General features: G+C 51.2%; 15 protein-coding genes. 6 read left to right on the forward strand and 9 right to left on the reverse strand.

Translation table 11 applies throughout. The features are described from left to right. Positions 1-144 precede the first annotated feature (144 nt). Both mepM and znuA read right to left on the reverse strand, forming a co-directional pair. Positions 145-1,467: a murein DD-endopeptidase MepM gene (gene mepM / locus ACIPUG_RS03115; RefSeq protein ID WP_014915162.1), complete on the reverse strand. Its 1,323-nt coding sequence runs from the start codon at positions 1,465-1,467 to the stop codon at positions 145-147. A gap of 12 nt (positions 1,468-1,479) precedes the next feature. After that, a complete protein-coding gene (gene znuA / locus ACIPUG_RS03120) occupies positions 1,480-2,481 on the reverse strand; it encodes a zinc ABC transporter substrate-binding protein ZnuA (protein WP_400337257.1) in 1,002 nt (333 codons plus the stop codon). A 76-nt stretch (positions 2,482-2,557) separates the two neighbouring features. Between znuA and znuC the strand changes: the two genes are divergently transcribed. Next, positions 2,558-3,316 (forward strand): zinc ABC transporter ATP-binding protein ZnuC, encoded by a 759-nt coding sequence (znuC, locus tag ACIPUG_RS03125; protein ID WP_039273309.1) that lies wholly within the window; start codon positions 2,558-2,560, stop codon positions 3,314-3,316. Continuing rightward, positions 3,313-4,098, forward strand: coding sequence for a zinc ABC transporter permease subunit ZnuB (gene znuB, locus ACIPUG_RS03130; protein WP_014915159.1), 786 nt, complete (start codon positions 3,313-3,315; stop codon positions 4,096-4,098). Before znuC ends, znuB begins: the two co-directional genes overlap by 4 nt. Before the next feature lie 69 nt (positions 4,099-4,167). Here znuB and ACIPUG_RS03135 read toward each other — a convergent pair whose 3' ends face one another. Next, positions 4,168-5,127: a LacI family DNA-binding transcriptional regulator gene (locus ACIPUG_RS03135; RefSeq protein ID WP_039273303.1), complete on the reverse strand. Its 960-nt coding sequence runs from the start codon at positions 5,125-5,127 to the stop codon at positions 4,168-4,170. Positions 5,128-5,588: 461 nt separating this feature from the next. Between ACIPUG_RS03135 and ACIPUG_RS03140 the strand changes: the two genes are divergently transcribed. The 3 genes from ACIPUG_RS03140 to ACIPUG_RS03150 all read left to right on the forward strand — a co-directional run bounded on the left by ACIPUG_RS03140 (position 5,589) and on the right by ACIPUG_RS03150 (position 8,932). Further along, the gene (locus ACIPUG_RS03140) at positions 5,589-6,917 is read left to right on the forward strand and encodes a PTS sugar transporter subunit IIC (protein ID WP_039501341.1); all 1,329 of its coding nucleotides are present in this window, start codon (positions 5,589-5,591) and stop codon (positions 6,915-6,917) included. A 165-nt stretch (positions 6,918-7,082) separates the two neighbouring features. Further along, entirely contained in the window at positions 7,083-7,388 is a 306-nt protein-coding gene (locus tag ACIPUG_RS03145; protein WP_005967750.1) for a PTS lactose/cellobiose transporter subunit IIA, read from the forward strand. Between the two features lie 164 nt (positions 7,389-7,552). After that, complete coding sequence (locus tag ACIPUG_RS03150) at positions 7,553-8,932, forward strand: carbohydrate porin (RefSeq protein WP_400337259.1); 1,380 nt, start codon at positions 7,553-7,555, stop codon at positions 8,930-8,932. Between the two features lie 76 nt (positions 8,933-9,008). On the opposite strand, the gene ruvB is transcribed toward ACIPUG_RS03150, so the two are convergent. The 6 genes from ruvB to aspS all read right to left on the reverse strand — a co-directional run bounded on the left by ruvB (position 9,009) and on the right by aspS (position 14,363). Beyond that, a complete protein-coding gene (gene ruvB, locus ACIPUG_RS03155) occupies positions 9,009-10,019 on the reverse strand; it encodes a Holliday junction branch migration DNA helicase RuvB (RefSeq protein ID WP_039315500.1) in 1,011 nt (336 codons plus the stop codon). A 7-nt stretch (positions 10,020-10,026) separates the two neighbouring features. Then, positions 10,027-10,644: a Holliday junction branch migration protein RuvA gene (gene ruvA / locus ACIPUG_RS03160; RefSeq protein ID WP_010275892.1), complete on the reverse strand. Its 618-nt coding sequence runs from the start codon at positions 10,642-10,644 to the stop codon at positions 10,027-10,029. A gap of 136 nt (positions 10,645-10,780) precedes the next feature. After that, the gene (ruvC, locus tag ACIPUG_RS03165) at positions 10,781-11,257 is read right to left on the reverse strand and encodes a crossover junction endodeoxyribonuclease RuvC (protein WP_400337261.1); all 477 of its coding nucleotides are present in this window, start codon (positions 11,255-11,257) and stop codon (positions 10,781-10,783) included. A 97-nt stretch (positions 11,258-11,354) separates the two neighbouring features. Beyond that, positions 11,355-12,098 (reverse strand): YebC/PmpR family DNA-binding transcriptional regulator, encoded by a 744-nt coding sequence (locus ACIPUG_RS03170; protein WP_010275900.1) that lies wholly within the window; start codon positions 12,096-12,098, stop codon positions 11,355-11,357. Positions 12,099-12,121: 23 nt separating this feature from the next. Further along, complete coding sequence (gene nudB, locus ACIPUG_RS03175) at positions 12,122-12,565, reverse strand: dihydroneopterin triphosphate diphosphatase (RefSeq protein WP_039273284.1); 444 nt, start codon at positions 12,563-12,565, stop codon at positions 12,122-12,124. Between the two features lies 1 nt (position 12,566). Then, positions 12,567-14,363 (reverse strand): aspartate--tRNA ligase, encoded by a 1,797-nt coding sequence (aspS, locus tag ACIPUG_RS03180; RefSeq protein ID WP_039527691.1) that lies wholly within the window; start codon positions 14,361-14,363, stop codon positions 12,567-12,569. Positions 14,364-14,840: 477 nt separating this feature from the next. On the opposite strand from aspS, the gene ACIPUG_RS03185 reads away from it, so the two are divergent. Next, complete coding sequence (locus ACIPUG_RS03185) at positions 14,841-16,058, forward strand: EAL and HDOD domain-containing protein (RefSeq protein ID WP_180774069.1); 1,218 nt, start codon at positions 14,841-14,843, stop codon at positions 16,056-16,058. Positions 16,059-16,074: the final 16 nt, after the last annotated feature.

A 16,074-nucleotide genomic window follows, 5' to 3' on the forward strand; every position in this document is an offset into this window, starting at 1 on the left:
AATCATAATTGCCGCTCGGCGTTTAGCAACACCGACGACAGTTACGCAAAAACACGCTTGCTCGATAATAAAAAATCAGGAACCAGTGTTCTATAAATGAAAATGCCGGCAGCAAGCCACCGGCATAACATGCAGTCAGTAGAATTAATCAAACTTAAGCTGCGGTACGACCTCTTTCACCTGCGCCAGATAATCACGACGCTCTTTACCCGCCAGCCCTTCAGAACGTGGCAGTTTAGCCGTTAACGGGTTTACTGCCTGCTGGTTGATCCAGAATTCGTAGTGCAGGTGCGGGCCGGTAGAACGACCCGTGTTACCGGACAATCCGATGCGATCGCCACGTTTCACTTTCTGCCCCGGTTTAACCAGGATGCGATGCATATGCATGTAGCGCGTGGTGTACTGACGACCATGACGGATGGCAACATAGTTTCCTGCCGCACCGCTGCGTTTCGCAATCACGACTTCTCCATCCCCCACGGCCAGAACCGGCGAACCGACCGGCATGGCAAAATCGACACCTTTATGCGGTGCGACGCGCCCTGTTACCGGATTCAGACGACGTGGATTAAAGTTGGAGGAAATACGGAATTGTTTCATGGTTGGGAAACGCATAAAGCCACGCGTCAAACCGGAACCTTCACGATCGTAGAATTTACCGTCTTCTGCTCGAATCGCGTAATAGTCTTTGCCACCGGTATTCAGACGGACACCGACCAGTTCGCTCTGCTCACTTTTACCATCGAGCATTTCGCGGGACATCAGTACAGAGAAGGTATCGTCTTTGCGTAATTTACGGAAATCCAACTGCCATTGCAGTGCTTTGATAACTTCACGCACTTCGGTGCTGGTCAAACCGGCGTTTTTTGCACTGCTAACGAAGCTACCACTGACACGGCCATTCAGAACGCTATTGCGCCACTCGCCTTTCAGCGTCTCAATACGCTCTTTAAAATCGTTACCCACGCGCTCATAAATGCGTGTTTCACGGCGGGACATCTGCCAGGTCAAACTTTGCAGGTCGCCGTTCTCTGCCAAAGCCCATGAAATTTGCTGACCGATCTTCAGGTTCCGCAAATCTTTATTCTGCTCGGCGAGCTGGGTGACATCCGCGATATCAATGCCGTACTGCGTCAAAATGCTGCTTAAGGTATCGCCCGTAGAGACCACGTACTCATGTACGCCGCCTTCATCGGCAACCTTATCATCCAGCTCATCTTGTGGAATCTCATCATCCGGCGAGGGTTGGTCTATCGGTTCACTGGCTTCAGGTGTCAGCGTACGCAGCTGGCTGGTTTCCAGATCGATATCTTTTACGATGACAGGGGCATCATCGACGTGGGGATAAACAAAAGGCCGCCAAACGGCAACGGCCAATGTCACAACGGTAAGCGACCCCAGCATGACGCGATGGGGCCGAGGTAAGCTGTTATACGCCAGAGCGATAGTTCGGACTATCTGCTGCACTTATTCGTATCCTCATGATTTTTCCTCCAGACAGCTCACATACTGGTTCGATAGCTGCAACAAGAAATCGGCATAGCTATCTCTACCCAGTGCAATATTGCTTCCCAATGGATCGAGCACACCCGAGCGCACGTCAGTTCCCTTGGCAACAGCATTAATAACGGCTGGCCTGAATTGTGGTTCAGCAAAAACGCATACGGCTTTGTGCTCAACCAACTGTGTTCGTATTTGATGTAAACGCTGTGCTCCGGGTTGGATTTCGGGGTTCACCGTGAAGTGACCCAGGGGGCTTAACCCATAGTGTTTCTCAAAATAACCATAGGCATCATGGAACACGAAATACCCTTTACCCTGCACAGGCGCTAGCATCTTAACAATTTTTTCATCTGCTTGCCCGATTTTATCCGTGAAATAAAGCAGATTCGCGTCTAGTTTGTCCTTATTCTGAGGCATAAGTTCCAATAATTTTGCATGAATGGCAATTGCCGCCTGTTTTGTCATCTCCGGCGACAGCCAAATGTGCATATTGTACTCACCATGATGGTGGCCATCGTCGCCGTCATCATGGGCGACATGGCTATGATCGTGCCCCTTTCCATGGTCATCATGCGTCTGTTCATGGTCATCTTCATGATCGTGTCCGGCCTCTTTTTCCAGCCCAGATTTAATCGCTGGCAGCGCGGAAAGCGTAATCTGCTTTTCAGGTGAAACTTTCGCTAGCGGCTTTCCGAGAAAGGCTTCCATTTCCGGCCCAACCCAAATCACCAGTTCTGCGGACTGTAAACGCTGGACATCAGACGGGCGCAAGGCATAATCGTGGGGTGACGCGCCATCAGGTAACAAAACCTCCGTTGGCGTCACGCCATCGGCAATAGCCGACGCAATGAATCCCAAAGGACGAATTGACGTAATGACCGCAGCGGATGCCGCGCTGATTGACATCCCGCTTGCGAGTAGCGCGCTGGCAACAAACACACTTTTTAACCATTTTTTTTGCTGAATAGATTGCTGCATGAAAGTCGATCCCATCGATTTTTATGACGTTGTTTGTTATATTATAACGTTACATGGGTTATGCAAACCAAATTCTATGTCCACATTGGTATCACTTAATAATATTTCAGTTACATTTGGCAGCCGAAAGGTTCTGTCAGATATCTCTCTTACCTTGCAAGCAGGTCGAATTCTGACGCTGCTCGGGCCGAATGGCGCAGGGAAATCGACGCTGGTGCGCGTGGTATTAGGTCTACTGTCCCCCACCTCCGGATCGCTGGTACGAGATCCCGCGCTGCGTATCGGCTACGTTCCGCAGAAGCTGCATCTGGATACCACCCTGCCCTTGACCGTCAGCCGTTTTATGCAACTGCGCCCCGGCGTGAAAAAGCAGGATATTTTACCGGCGCTTAAGCGAGTTCAGGCTGCACATCTGCTGGAACAGCCGATGCAGAAACTTTCCGGTGGCGAAACCCAACGTGTGCTGTTGGCACGCGCGCTGCTCAACCAGCCCCAACTACTGGTACTGGATGAGCCGACGCAGGGGGTCGACGTCAATGGGCAACTGGCGCTGTACGATCTCATTAACCAATTGCGGCAGGAATTCCACTGCGGCGTGCTGATGGTGTCACACGATCTGCATTTGGTAATGGCGAAAACCGATGAAGTCCTGTGCCTTAATCAACATGTTTGCTGCTCCGGCACGCCTGAAGTCGTTTCGCTTCATCCCGAATTTTTAGCAATGTTCGGCCACCGCGGCGCGGAGCAATTGGCGGTTTACCGCCACCATCATAATCATCGTCACGATCTGCAAGGACGTATCATTTTGAAGAGACAGGGTGGAAACGACGCATGATAGAACTGCTGTTTCCCGGTTGGCTGGCGGGGATTTTGCTGGCGATTGCGGCAGGCCCTCTCGGCTCATTCGTCGTCTGGCGACGGATGTCTTACTTCGGCGACACGCTGGCGCACGCGTCTTTACTCGGCGTCGCCTTCGGCCTGCTGCTGAACATCAACCTGTTTGCTGCCGTTATTGCCGTGACGCTCATTCTGGCGTTGGGGCTTGTCTGGCTGGAGCGACGCCCCTACCTGGCTATCGATACATTACTCGGCATCATGGCACACAGCGCGCTGTCGCTTGGATTGGTGGTCGTCAGCCTGATGAATAACGTGCGCGTGGACTTAATGGCTTATCTGTTTGGCGATTTGCTCTCTGTCACAACAGAGGATCTGTGGGTGATCGCCGCGGGTGTCATCGTTGTGGTGGCCATTATGTGCTGGCAATGGCGCGCACTACTTTCTATGACGATCAGCCCGGAGCTGGCGCACGTCGATGGCGTGAAGCTACAGCGCACCAAGCTGCTCCTAATGCTGACCACCGCGTTAACGATTGGTATCGCCATGAAATTTGTTGGTGCGCTGATCATTACGTCACTGCTGATTATTCCCGCCGCCAGCGCCAGACGCTTCGCACGGACGCCGGAACAAATGGCAAGCATAGCGATTATTGTAGGAATGATTGCCGTAACGGGCGGTTTGGCATTTTCAGCTGGCTACAATACGCCCGCGGGGCCGTCTGTGGTGCTGTGCGCATCGCTGCTGTTTATTGTCAGCCTGATTAAGCGACAACCCGCCTAGAGAATCAATAACAAAAAGCCCTTCCGAATGTGTGATTCAGAAGGGCTTTGAAGACCGCACGAACAGCGTTTATTTCCGGTTAGCCATATCTGGAATGATTAAATCGCCCCGCAAAACATACGATCCAAGCACATCCTGCGTTTTCTCATTGAGCCAGGACACGATTCTGGCCGCTATCGCATCCATCGAATATTCAATGGCCGGTATCGCTGGAATGCCAGGGATATCGAGAGATCCCGCCAGGCTGAATACCATAATGTCTTTTGGCACGGATTTGTTAAACGCCTGAAGCTGCGTAATAACCCGTTTGGCTTCCAGCTCATCCGCCACCAGAAGCGCATTGAAATTCAGCGTCGTGCTGTTATTAAGCAACACTTGCAGTGCCACCGACGACGATGAAGATGCATCCATAAAGATCAGGTTGCGGTTGAACGGTAAGAAGTTATTTTCCAGCGCCCGTTTATACCCCAAAAGCACCTGATCCGCTGAACTGCTGGCGGCGGGGTTGATCAGCGCAATTTGCCGTCTTCCTTGTCGGATCAGGTAATTACACGCGGTTTCTGTGGCGAAAGCGTGATCGAATTGCAGGCTATTCGTGGTATCCGTTTCCATGCAATCGATCAGAATAATGTTCTTATCGGCCAGATTCAGCGGAAAACGCGCGCCGATAATTAAAATGTCATCACACAGGCCGCTGGTCAGCTCATCAAGCACGTTCATCACTTCAGCCCTGCTGCTGGCAAAGCGCAACAAGAGATGCTTTTGATGTCGGCTAAAGTGTTTTTCCAGCGCATAAAGGTAGCCGGTCGTCTGGTTGATGTTGTCCTGAGCGCAAATGACGCCAATACATCCGGTTGATTGACTTAACAGCGATTGGGCGATGACATTCGGCCGATATTTAAGCTCATCAACCGCTTTTAACACCGCAAGGCGGCTTGCTTCCTTTACGCCGCGTGAACCACTCAACACACGGGAGACTGTGGCTTTAGACACCCCAGCTAAACGCGATACATCGTTGATTGTAGACATCATTTGCCCCTGGAAAACGCTAAATCTGACTCAAAACCCTGAATACCAACCGCGCATTGCGTTGCTTCGCAGTATAACCGTTTCTATCCAGCATGGAAACCGATTATCCGTTTAACATCCAATGCGCATTTCTGCCAATAAGATGTGATGTAAATCTAATTAATACCGCCAGAAATCATCACACCTTGACGGTCATCACACTTCTCTTTTCTTTGCATGGAAAACGGTTTCCATATGATATCCAATCATATTAGCAATAACTTTTTACATTGTGCGTGGCGGAAAATGCGGTCCGCAGCGGAAGAAAGATAACAGGTATAGGCTCACGTTTATAAAAGACTGCCACACGCGACATTTCCGTAAGAGATTTAGATACAATGGGTTACGGCGTACAACGTGGCGATAACATACTTGATGCCGAGCTGTCGCTGCTACAGCGACACACGAAAAAAGGTGTTCACATGAGTTCCGTATATCAATCAATCATTGCCGCTATCGAACAATCGATTACCCCGCTGGCTGGGCGTTTAGGGCAACAAAAGTATGTGATCGCTATCCGCGATGGCTTTACCGCCGCGCTACCTTTTATGATCATCGGCTCATTTATGCTGGTGTTTATTTTCCCTCCCTTTTCCGCCGATACCACTGTCGGATTCGCCCGTACCTGGCTCGATTTTTCTATCACCTATCGCGCACAGCTGATGCTGCCTTTCGAGCTGAGTATGGGGCTCATGACCTTTTTCATCTCCGTGGGTGTGGGTGCCAGTCTGGGGCGACAGCTTAATCTCGATTCTGTGATGTCCGGCCTGCTGGCGTTTATGGCTTTCCTGCTTGTCGCCGCGCCTTACGCCGATGACAAGCTTTCCACCGAGTATCTGTCAGGACAAGGGATCTTCACCGCCTTACTGACGTCTATCTATGCCACCCAAGTTTATGCGGCGCTGAAAAAGCACAATATTACTATTCGCTTACCGAAAGAAGTCCCGACGGGGGTCGCCCGCTCGTTTGAAATCCTCATTCCCGTGTTGGTGATTGTCGCAACGCTGCATCCGCTCAATCTCTTCATTGAAGCGCAAACAGGCATGATCATTCCCGAAGCGATTATGCACCTGCTGGCACCGCTGGTGTCCGCCTCAGACTCGCTGCCAGCCATTCTTCTGTCCGTGCTGCTGTGTCAGCTTTTCTGGTTTTCGGGGATCCACGGTTCGCTGATTGTCACGGGCATCATGAATCCATTCTGGATGACCAATCTGGCCGTGAATCAGGCCGCGTTGGCAGCCGGCGAAGTCTTACCACATATCTATTTACAGGGCTTTTGGGATCACTACTTGTTGATTGGCGGCGTCGGTTCGACGCTACCACTGGCATTTCTGTTGTTACGCAGCAAGGTCACGCACTTGCGCACCATCGGCAGAATGGGTGTCGTACCCAGCTTCTTTAACATCAACGAGCCGATCATGTTCGGCGCGCCCATCATCATGAATCCAATGCTGTTCCTCCCCTTTGTCTTTGTACCGATGGTTAACGCCGTGCTGGCTTACACCGCAACCAAGATGGGATGGTTGGCGCAGGTAGTGTCGTTGACGCCGTGGACAACACCGGCTCCCATTGGCGCATCGTGGGCTGCAAACTGGAGTTTCAGCCCGCTAATCATGTGCCTGCTGTGCATGGTGTTTTCCGCGCTGATGTATTTGCCGTTCCTGCGAGCTTATGAACGCACATTAATGAAAACCGAGGAACAAAAAATACAGGGCGACCTGTCACTGACAAAAACGGTGAGCAGTAATTAATGGGGTTAATAAAAACAGCAATAGATATTAAATAGAAGAAAGAAAATAAAGCGTTCAGGGTCGGGTGTTTTTATTATTCACATTCACCGACCTAGACGACATTCAAGAACGCGGCATAGAAAATACATGCTGCGAATATTCGTTCACATAAAAATAGGTCATATGATGATTACATTAGAAGATGCAGTAATGGAAATTATCGTCAATGCTGGACAATCGCGCAGCTTGTGTTTTGAGGCGCTACACGCCGCGCGTAAAGGCAACATTGATGAAGCCAAAAATCTGTTGAAGGAAGCCGATGGTTACGCGCGCAAAGCCCACCATATGCAGACCCAACTGATTGAACAAGATGCGGGAGAAGCCAGACAGCCGATGACGTTAATTATGGTGCATGCTCAAGACCATTTAATGACATCATTACTCGCTCGCGAATTATCAGAAGAAATTATTCATCTTTACCAGAGACAATAGTTCATTTTAATACCCTTATAGGGAGGGTCGATTACGTCAGTTATTTAATTAACCTGTATCTGTAAAAAATAACAATCACCTTGTTCTGAGCGCCGTGCCATTATTCACGTCAATCAGAGCGGGATGGTTATTGTCTGAAAATAACTTACCGAATTGAGATGACTATGACAAATTCCAAAAAACTGCCCGTTACGCTGGCGGTGCTGGCTGCCCTTTGCTCCGGTTCCGCATTTGCACAAGACGTTATTACTCAAGAGCAATTAGATCGTATCGTTGCTCAGGCCGTAGAAAAAGCGCTGGCTGAGCGTCAGGCAAAATTAGACGCGATTGCCAGTAAACAGGTCGACCCGCTGACCACGCCGGACGCCCCCAAGACACCTGACATGGCGATACCTTATGGCATCAACTTCACAGGCTATGCGCGTTATGGGGCGCAATTCCAGAGCGGTGACCAGAAATATGTTGCGGTTGACGGTTCCTATAACGGTGCCTCCGCGCTGGGTCGTCTGGGCAACGAAGGCAATGGCGGTGAATTCCAGCTTTCCAAGGCCTTCAAGAGTGACAACGGTGCAATCTGGGATGTCGTCGTGATGATCGACCACTGGGGCGACGAAGTTAACCTGAAAAAAGCCTATGCGGGCGTCACCAACCTTTTTGCTTCTCAGCCAAACGCTTATCTCTGGGCCGGACGTGATTTCCACCAGCGCCCACAGCAAGGTATTAACGACTACTTCTGGATGAACCATGACGGTCAGGGCGCGGGGATAAAGAACTTTGATCTCGGCGGTATTCAGTTCGATGTCGCAGCCGTCGCGGCCGTGGAATCCTGTAACCCTGAAATAATCACGAATAATGCGAACCCTTCACGCATCAGCTGTACTGGCAGTTCTGGTACGGGCGATAAAGGCAATTACGCGCTGACGTCCAAAGTGCATGGCATCAAGCTGGGGCCGTTGGATCTCGCGCTGTACGCAAACTACGGTTTTGACTCGAAAGCGGTAGATAACAATGCGCGTCTGAAAGCCTGGCAAGGCGGCGCGGTCCTGAGCCACACGGGGAAAAATAGCCTCAATCAGTTTATCACTCGCTATTCGAACAATGCGGATAACAGCGTTTACAACAAAACGGACAACCTGAAAACCTTCTATGCCAGCTTTGAAGGCAAATACAAATTCACGCCGCAAACGCAGGTCGAATACCTGCTGGCCTACCACGACTATTCGAATGACTCAGCCAGTCAGGACGATCCTCGTAACTACAATGCCATCGTTCGCCCGATGTATTTCTGGAATGATGTGCATTCCACCTGGCTTGAAGCGGGCTATCAGCATGTAGATTACGGTCAGGGAGGTGATAACAAAGGATGGAAACTGACGCTTTCCCAGAATGTCTCGATCGCCATGGGACCGGAATTCAGACCGATGCTGCGCTTCTACGTCACCGGCGGGGAAGTGGATAACAAACACACCGCGCGGACAACGACCGGCATCAACACGCAGTTGGATTCGTTCAACGTTGGGGCAATGTGGGAAGCCTGGTTCTAATCACATAAATTCAGGGAGACCCTGTGGTCTCCCTGAGTATGGAAAGTATTTCTTATGCGATACGTTTTTTCACACGTTAACTTAAATCTTCACGCGTTAAGCCAAAATGACGATAGGCATGCTGCGTCGCCATTCGACCGCGCGGCGTACGCTGAATGAACCCTTGCTGAATCAGAAACGGCTCCAGCACGTCTTCAATGGTTTCACGCTCTTCGCCAATCGCTGCCGCTAAATTGTCCAGTCCAACGGGACCGCCCATGAATTTATCGATGATCGCCAACAGCAGCTTACGGTCCATGTAGTCAAAACCTTCGGTATCCACCGCCAGCATATCCAGCGCCTGCGTCGCCACATCACCGGTAATCGCCCCTTCCGATTTAACTTCGGAGAAGTCGCGCACCCGTCGCAATAGTCGGTTGGCAATACGCGGCGTCCCCCGCGCGCGCCGCGCCACTTCAAGCGCGCCCTCGGATGTCAGATCCAGCCCTAAACACTGTGCGCTGCGGCTGACGATATACTGCAAATCCTCAACTTTATAAAACTCCAGGCGCTGCACAATGCCGAAACGATCGCGCAGCGGCGAGGTTAACGAGCCAGCACGCGTTGTTGCACCAACCAGCGTGAAAGGCGGCAAATCGAGTTTGATCGAACGGGCGGCCGGCCCTTCGCCGATCATGATATCCAACTGATAGTCTTCCATCGCCGGATACAGCACTTCTTCCACAACGGGCGACAGGCGGTGGATTTCATCGATGAACAGCACATCATGCGGTTCGAGATTAGTCAGCAGTGCGGCGAGGTCGCCGGCTTTTTCCAGCACCGGGCCCGACGTCGTGCGCATATTCACGCCCATTTCATTAGCGACAATATTCGCCAGCGTCGTTTTCCCCAGACCGGGAGGACCAAAAATGAGCAGGTGGTCCAGCGCATCCCCGCGTTTACGGGCCGCCTGAATGAAAATTTCCATCTGCTCACGCACCTGCGGCTGCCCCACATACTCGTTGAGCAATTTAGGGCGGATCGCTCGGTCGATAAATTCTTCTTCGGGAACGGCGTCAGCGGAAATTAAACGATCGGCTTCTATCATGAATACCTCACAGCGCCGCGCGCAGTGCATCCCTGATCAGGGTTTCACAGTCAGCATCGGGACGCGCAATCTTGGAAATCATGCGGCTGGCTTCCTGTGGTTTATAGCCCAGCGCAACCAGTGCCGCTGCAGCTTCTGTTTCTGGATCGCTCACACGGCTGTCTGCGGCAGCGGGTGAGGCCAGCGGAATATCGCTGACAGGATTGAACAGATCGCCGCTCAAGCCTTTGAAGCGATCCTTCATTTCAACGACCAGCCTTTCCGCCGTTTTCTTACCGACGCCCGGCAATTTAATCAACGCGCCGATTTCTTCGCGCTCAACCGCACTAACAAACTGCGTCGCGGACATCCCGGAGAGGATTGCCAGCGCCAGCTTCGGCCCGACGCCATTCACTTTGATCAGTTCACGGAACAGCGCCCTCTCCTGCTTATCATTAAAACCGAACAGCAGCTGTGCATCTTCGCGGACAACAAAATGGGTAAAGATGATCGCTTCCTGATTGAGTTCAGGGAGTTCGTAAAAGCACGTCATCGGCATATGGACTTCGTAACCCACGCCGTTAGCTTCTATCAGCACCTGCGGCGGCTGTTTTTCCAGAATAATGCCTCTGAGACGACCTATCACGTTGCGCTTCCTTTTACGTAGGGAAAGAATAGCTTGAAGTATGACGAGTATATAACATAAAAAAGGCTGGATGAATATCCAGCCTCCTGTTTCAGCGCAGTCTTCCTGCCAGCGGGTTCACTTTCACCGCCGCGGTTCACAGCAGGCTTTGGCTAAAGTGGCAGTGAGTAATGGCAATCGCCAGCGCGTCGGCGGCATCCGCCTGCGGACTGGCCGACAGTTTCAGCAGTGAGCGAACCATATGCTGCACCTGCTTTTTATCCGCCGCGCCCGTTCCAACCACGGTTTGTTTCACCAACCGCGCCGCGTATTCAAACACAGGCAGATCCTGATTCACGCCCGCGACGATAGCCACACCGCGCGCCTGTCCCAGCTTCAAGGCTGAATCCGGGTTTTTCGCCATGAAAACCTGCTCAATCGCCATACAGTCTGGACGAAATTGCGTAATGATTTCACTGACACCTGCGTAAATCAGCTTCAATCGCGTGGGCATATCGTCCACCACGGTGCGGATACAGCCGCTGCCGAGATACGTCAGATGACGACCCTGCTGGCGGATAATGCCATAACCCGTCACGCGCGAACCGGGGTCAATGCCGACTATTATTGTCATAGTGCTATGATTGCCATGGTGCTACGACTGTCATCGTGCCGCTCCGCCGATTCGCCCGTGTGGATAGCTGTTGCTACGTTGCATTACCGACCTGCCATTACAGCAGTTCAGCCACCTCATCGGAGATCTCACCGTTGTGGTAAACCTCCTGCACATCGTCGCAGTCTTCCAGCATGTCGATCAGACGCATCAGCTTCGGTGCCGTTTCTGCATCCATATCCGCTTTAGTAGACGGGATCATCGACACTTCAGCCGACTCCGCTTTCAGGCCAGCTGCGTCTAATGCGTCCTTCACATCACCGAACGTTTCCCACGGCGTGAAGACGTCAATCGCACCGTCGTCGTACGTCACGACATCATCGGCACCGGCTTCCAGCGCCGCATCCATCACCGCATCTTCATCCAAACCCGGCGCGTAAGAAATAACGCCTTTCTTGGTGAAAAGGTACGAAACGGAGCCATCAGTACCCAGGTTGCCGCCGGTTTTCGTAAACGCGTGACGCACTTCGGAAACGGTACGGTTACGGTTGTCACTCAGGCATTCCACCATGACGGCCGTGCCGCCCGGGCCGTAGCCTTCATAAATGATGGTTTCCATGTTGGCATCATCGTCACCGCCGACGCCACGGGCAATCGCACGGTTCAGCGTATCGCGCGTCATGTTGTTGGACAGAGCTTTATCGATCGCGGCGCGCAGACGTGGGTTAGAACCCGGATCGCCACCGCCCAGACGGGCTGCGGTAACCAGTTCGCGGATAATCTTGGTAAAGATTTTACCGCGTTTGGCGTCCTGTGCTGCTTTACGATGCTTTGTGTTAGCCCACTTACTATGACCTGCCATAAAAATCTCCGAAAAAAGCCTGTTCAGGCCGGATAAATAACAAATTCCTCAATCGCCTGCCGGTTGCTCCAGGACTTGGTTAGCTGTGCCGCGTGGGGCACATCCAGCCACTGGTAAGCAAGATGCTCGGATAATTGCACCTCGCGCTCAGCAGGTAACGCCAGACAAAACCAGTGTTCGGTATTGTGCGTAACCCCCGGCGCATAGCGACGTCTCAAATGAGCAAATAGCTCAAACTCAATACAGCGCTGGCAGTCAAAGAGTGATAACGCTTCCGCGGATATATCGATGTTAACTTCTTCTTTGACTTCACGCTGTGCGGCATACGACGCGCTTTCCCCTTCTTCTATGCTGCCTGTTACCGACTGCCAGAATTCAGGATCGTCACGCCGCTGCAACATCAGCACCCGCCCGGTGTCACGAGCATAAATCACCACCAGAACCGAAACGGGTCGCTTGTATACCATCTTATTCGTTCTCGGATTTTCCATCCTGAGCCGCTTTCCCTTTCACAACAACCGCAATGGCAAGCTCTTCCAGCGAAGCCGGGTTGGCGAAACTCGGCGCTTCCGTCATCAGACACGCTGCTGCCGTCGTTTTCGGGAAGGCGATAACGTCACGAATGTTATCGGTACCCGTCAGCAACATCACCAGACGGTCAAGGCCAAACGCCAGACCCGCGTGCGGCGGTGTACCGTATTTCAATGCGTCCAGCAGGAAGCCAAACTTCTCGCGCTGCTCTTGTTCGGTAATGCCCAGAATGCTGAACACGGTTTGTTGCATCTCACCACTGTGAATACGCACGGAACCGCCGCCCACTTCATAACCGTTAATGACCATGTCATACGCGTTGGCGATTGCCGAAACCGGGTTAGCAGCCAGTTCAGAAGGCAACATGTCACGCGGTGCAGTAAACGGATGGTGCATCGCAGCAAGACCGCCTTCGCCATCTTCTTCAAACATTGGGAAATCGACAACCCACAGCGGTTCCCAGCTATTGTCTTTCGTCAGGTTCAGATCGCGACCCAGCTTGAGACGCAGCGCGCCCAGCGCATCGGTCACCACTTTCGCGCTGTCCGCACCAAAGAACAGGATGTCGCCATCTTGTGCCGCAGTACGATCCAATACGGCAGACAGAACGTCTTCACTCAGGAATTTGGCTACCGGGCTTTGAACGCCTTCCAGGCCCTTGGCACGCTCGTTGACCTTGATGTAAGCCAGACCTTTCGCGCCGTAGATTTCAATAAACTTGCCGTATTCATCAATCTGCTTACGGCTCAGCTGTGCGCCGCCCGGTACGCGGATAGCGGCAACGCGGCCTTTAGCATCGTTTGCCGGGCCGGAGAAGACTTTGAATTCAATGTCTTTAACCAGATCGGCAACGTCGACCAGTTCTAACGGGTTACGCAAATCTGGCTTGTCGGAACCGAAACGGCGCATGGCTTCTGCGAACGTCATGATCGGGAAATCGCCCAGATCGACGCCTTTCACGTCCTGCCACAGTTCACGCACCAGCTTCTCCATCACTTCACGCACCTGTGGCGCGGTCATGAAAGAGGTTTCCACATCGATCTGGGTAAATTCTGGCTGTCTGTCGGCACGCAGGTCTTCGTCACGGAAGCATTTGACGATCTGATAGTATCGGTCAAAGCCGGACATCATCAGCAGCTGTTTGAATAGCTGTGGGGACTGCGGCAACGCATAAAATTTGCCTTTATGTACGCGGCTTGGCACCAGATAGTCACGCGCGCCTTCCGGCGTCGCTTTGGTCAACATCGGGGTTTCGATGTCCAGGAAGCCGTGGTCGTCCATAAAACGACGCACAAAACTGGTGATACGGGCGCGTGTTTTCAGGCGCTGCGCCATTTCAGGACGGCGCAAATCCAGATAGCGGAATTTGAGACGTGCTTCTTCGGTATTGGTCTGGTTGGAGTCCAACGGCAGCGCTTCAGAACGGTTAACGATCGTCAGTGCGGTGGCAAAAATCTCGACTTCACCCGTCGCCATATCTTTGTTGATTTGGCTTTCTGGACGGGCACGTACGACACCGGTAAGTTGGATGCAGAACTCGTTACGCAACTCGGATGCCAGTTTAAATGCGTCCTGACGATCCGGGTCAAAAAACACCTGAACCAGCCCTTCGCGGTCACGCATATCAATAAAAATCAAACCACCCAGATCGCGGCGGCGGTTAACCCAACCGCACAATGTCACTTCCTGGCCCACATGGGACGAATTCAACTGCCCGCAATAATTAGTACGCATCACGATGTCCTTTTACTCATCCGCCAGCTCACACGTTCTCACGGTAGATTACTTTTCACGGTAGATCTCACAGTGCAAAAACAGTGGCATTTTCGCTGCACGGTATGGTTTTTCTGGGTTACTGTCCGATGAAAAAAGGCGGCTATTATAAAGGATATTCGCCCGAACGATAAGCATGAAGGTAACGCTCTGCGACGCTGCCGCCTACTCTTTTTACGAAATTTCCTTTCCGGTTAACGGAATGTTCACTAATCCGCATAGAGTTGTTGCAAAACTGAACATCTATGGAAGCCCCAATCATCGGCCCAAAGACGCAGAACTCGCCGACCCACATCGCGTGAGGATTTGCGGAAACCGACCTTCTCTTTTAGTAAAACCTGCTAAAATTACCAAGTAACTGCTGATTTTTATAAAAATTTTAATAAAAAGCGCTTTCCCATTGCTGGCAAATGCGTATGGTTTACATGGAGAACAACTATGTATTCATTTGTTGCCCGTCAACCCATTTTAAATCAACACCTCCAAACCGTTGCTTACGAGCTACTTTTTCGCATGGACGTCACCAATAGATTTCCTGACGTGAGTCCTGAATTTGCAACTGCGCAGCTTATATCTGATCAGTTCTTAACCAATCCGTTGACAAGGTCCGTGGTCGAACAGCCTTACTACATTAATTTTCCCCATCAGATGCTAATCAATGGCCAGGCGGAAGTATTGCCACAGGAAAAAGTTGTTATTGAGATCCTTGAAAATTCGATCCCCAACAATGATCTCTTTGCTGCCGTAAAAAAGCTAAAAAGAAAGGGCTTCAAAATTGCGCTTGATGACTTTTCGATGGATTCAGAATGGGATCGGTTTTTGCCTTACGTTGACATCATCAAATTCGATTTAACCCTGTCGACCTTTGGTGACATCGAAAATTTCATCAAAAGAACCACGCAGCGCAAGTTAATCTATCTGGCCGAAAAGGTAGAGACGCATGAGCAGTACCTACAAAGCAAGAAGCTGGGCATCTCACTGTTTCAGGGATATTTTTTCAGTCGTCCTGAAATGATCAAATCGAAAAAATTGGTCAGTAACTCCAGCAATACCGTCAGACTGTTGAGAGAGGTCAATAAACCTGAGCTCAACTATGCCACGATCGAAGAATTGGTCTGCGCCGATCTGTCGCTTTATTATAAATTGATGCGTTACATCACCAATATCAAATACAACACCCGCTTTGGTATTACCTCGACCACAATGTCTTTCCGCGCGATGGCGATGCTGCTTGGACAACGCGAACTTAAACGTTTTGTCTCGTTAATTAGCATTACCAACAGCAATGAAAATAAACCCAGTGAGCTTTATCGCACCAGCTTAATTCGCGCCAGATTTTTTGAATTATTGCATGCCTCTTTTAATGTGAAAGACGATACCACCGAGGCGTTCCTATGCGGATTATTGTCCCTGCTTGATGCCGTATTAGATTCACCCATGCCGTTGCTGCTCTCACAAATTGCCCTATCGGAAAAAATTAACCAAAGCTTATTGGATCATACCGGTGAACTCGCGGTTTATCTGACGTTAATCACTAAATACGAACAGCAAGAATGGGAAGAGCTTGAGCAACTGTTGACCCAGTTGGATATCGATGAGGAAAACTTCTTTACGATGATCATGGAAGCAACGCAGTGGGCGGACGAGATTTTATAAACGATTTATCCCGGTT

Origin of the sequence: Pectobacterium sp. CHL-2024 (assembly GCF_044751765.1) — a bacterium.
GTDB classification, from domain to species: domain Bacteria; phylum Pseudomonadota; class Gammaproteobacteria; order Enterobacterales; family Enterobacteriaceae; genus Pectobacterium; species Pectobacterium brasiliense.

What these genes read in the sequence shown, in the direction of transcription:
- znuA (WP_400337257.1), bottom strand. Translation starts at nt 2,481, where the DNA reads ATGCAGCAATCTATTCAGCAAAAAAAATGGTTAAAAAGTGTGTTTGTT.
- znuC (WP_039273309.1), top strand. Translation starts at nt 2,558, where the DNA reads ATGTCCACATTGGTATCACTTAATAATATTTCAGTTACATTTGGCAGC.
- znuB (WP_014915159.1), top strand. Translation starts at nt 3,313, where the DNA reads ATGATAGAACTGCTGTTTCCCGGTTGGCTGGCGGGGATTTTGCTGGCG.
- ACIPUG_RS03135 (WP_039273303.1), bottom strand. Translation starts at nt 5,127, where the DNA reads ATGTCTACAATCAACGATGTATCGCGTTTAGCTGGGGTGTCTAAAGCC.
- ACIPUG_RS03140 (WP_039501341.1), top strand. Translation starts at nt 5,589, where the DNA reads ATGAGTTCCGTATATCAATCAATCATTGCCGCTATCGAACAATCGATT.
- ACIPUG_RS03145 (WP_005967750.1), top strand. Translation starts at nt 7,083, where the DNA reads ATGATTACATTAGAAGATGCAGTAATGGAAATTATCGTCAATGCTGGA.
- ACIPUG_RS03150 (WP_400337259.1), top strand. Translation starts at nt 7,553, where the DNA reads ATGACAAATTCCAAAAAACTGCCCGTTACGCTGGCGGTGCTGGCTGCC.
- ruvB (WP_039315500.1), bottom strand. Translation starts at nt 10,019, where the DNA reads ATGATAGAAGCCGATCGTTTAATTTCCGCTGACGCCGTTCCCGAAGAA.
- ruvC (WP_400337261.1), bottom strand. Translation starts at nt 11,257, where the DNA reads ATGACAATAATAGTCGGCATTGACCCCGGTTCGCGCGTGACGGGTTAT.
- ACIPUG_RS03170 (WP_010275900.1), bottom strand. Translation starts at nt 12,098, where the DNA reads ATGGCAGGTCATAGTAAGTGGGCTAACACAAAGCATCGTAAAGCAGCA.
- nudB (WP_039273284.1), bottom strand. Translation starts at nt 12,565, where the DNA reads ATGGTATACAAGCGACCCGTTTCGGTTCTGGTGGTGATTTATGCTCGT.
- aspS (WP_039527691.1), bottom strand. Translation starts at nt 14,363, where the DNA reads ATGCGTACTAATTATTGCGGGCAGTTGAATTCGTCCCATGTGGGCCAG.
- ACIPUG_RS03185 (WP_180774069.1), top strand. Translation starts at nt 14,841, where the DNA reads ATGTATTCATTTGTTGCCCGTCAACCCATTTTAAATCAACACCTCCAA.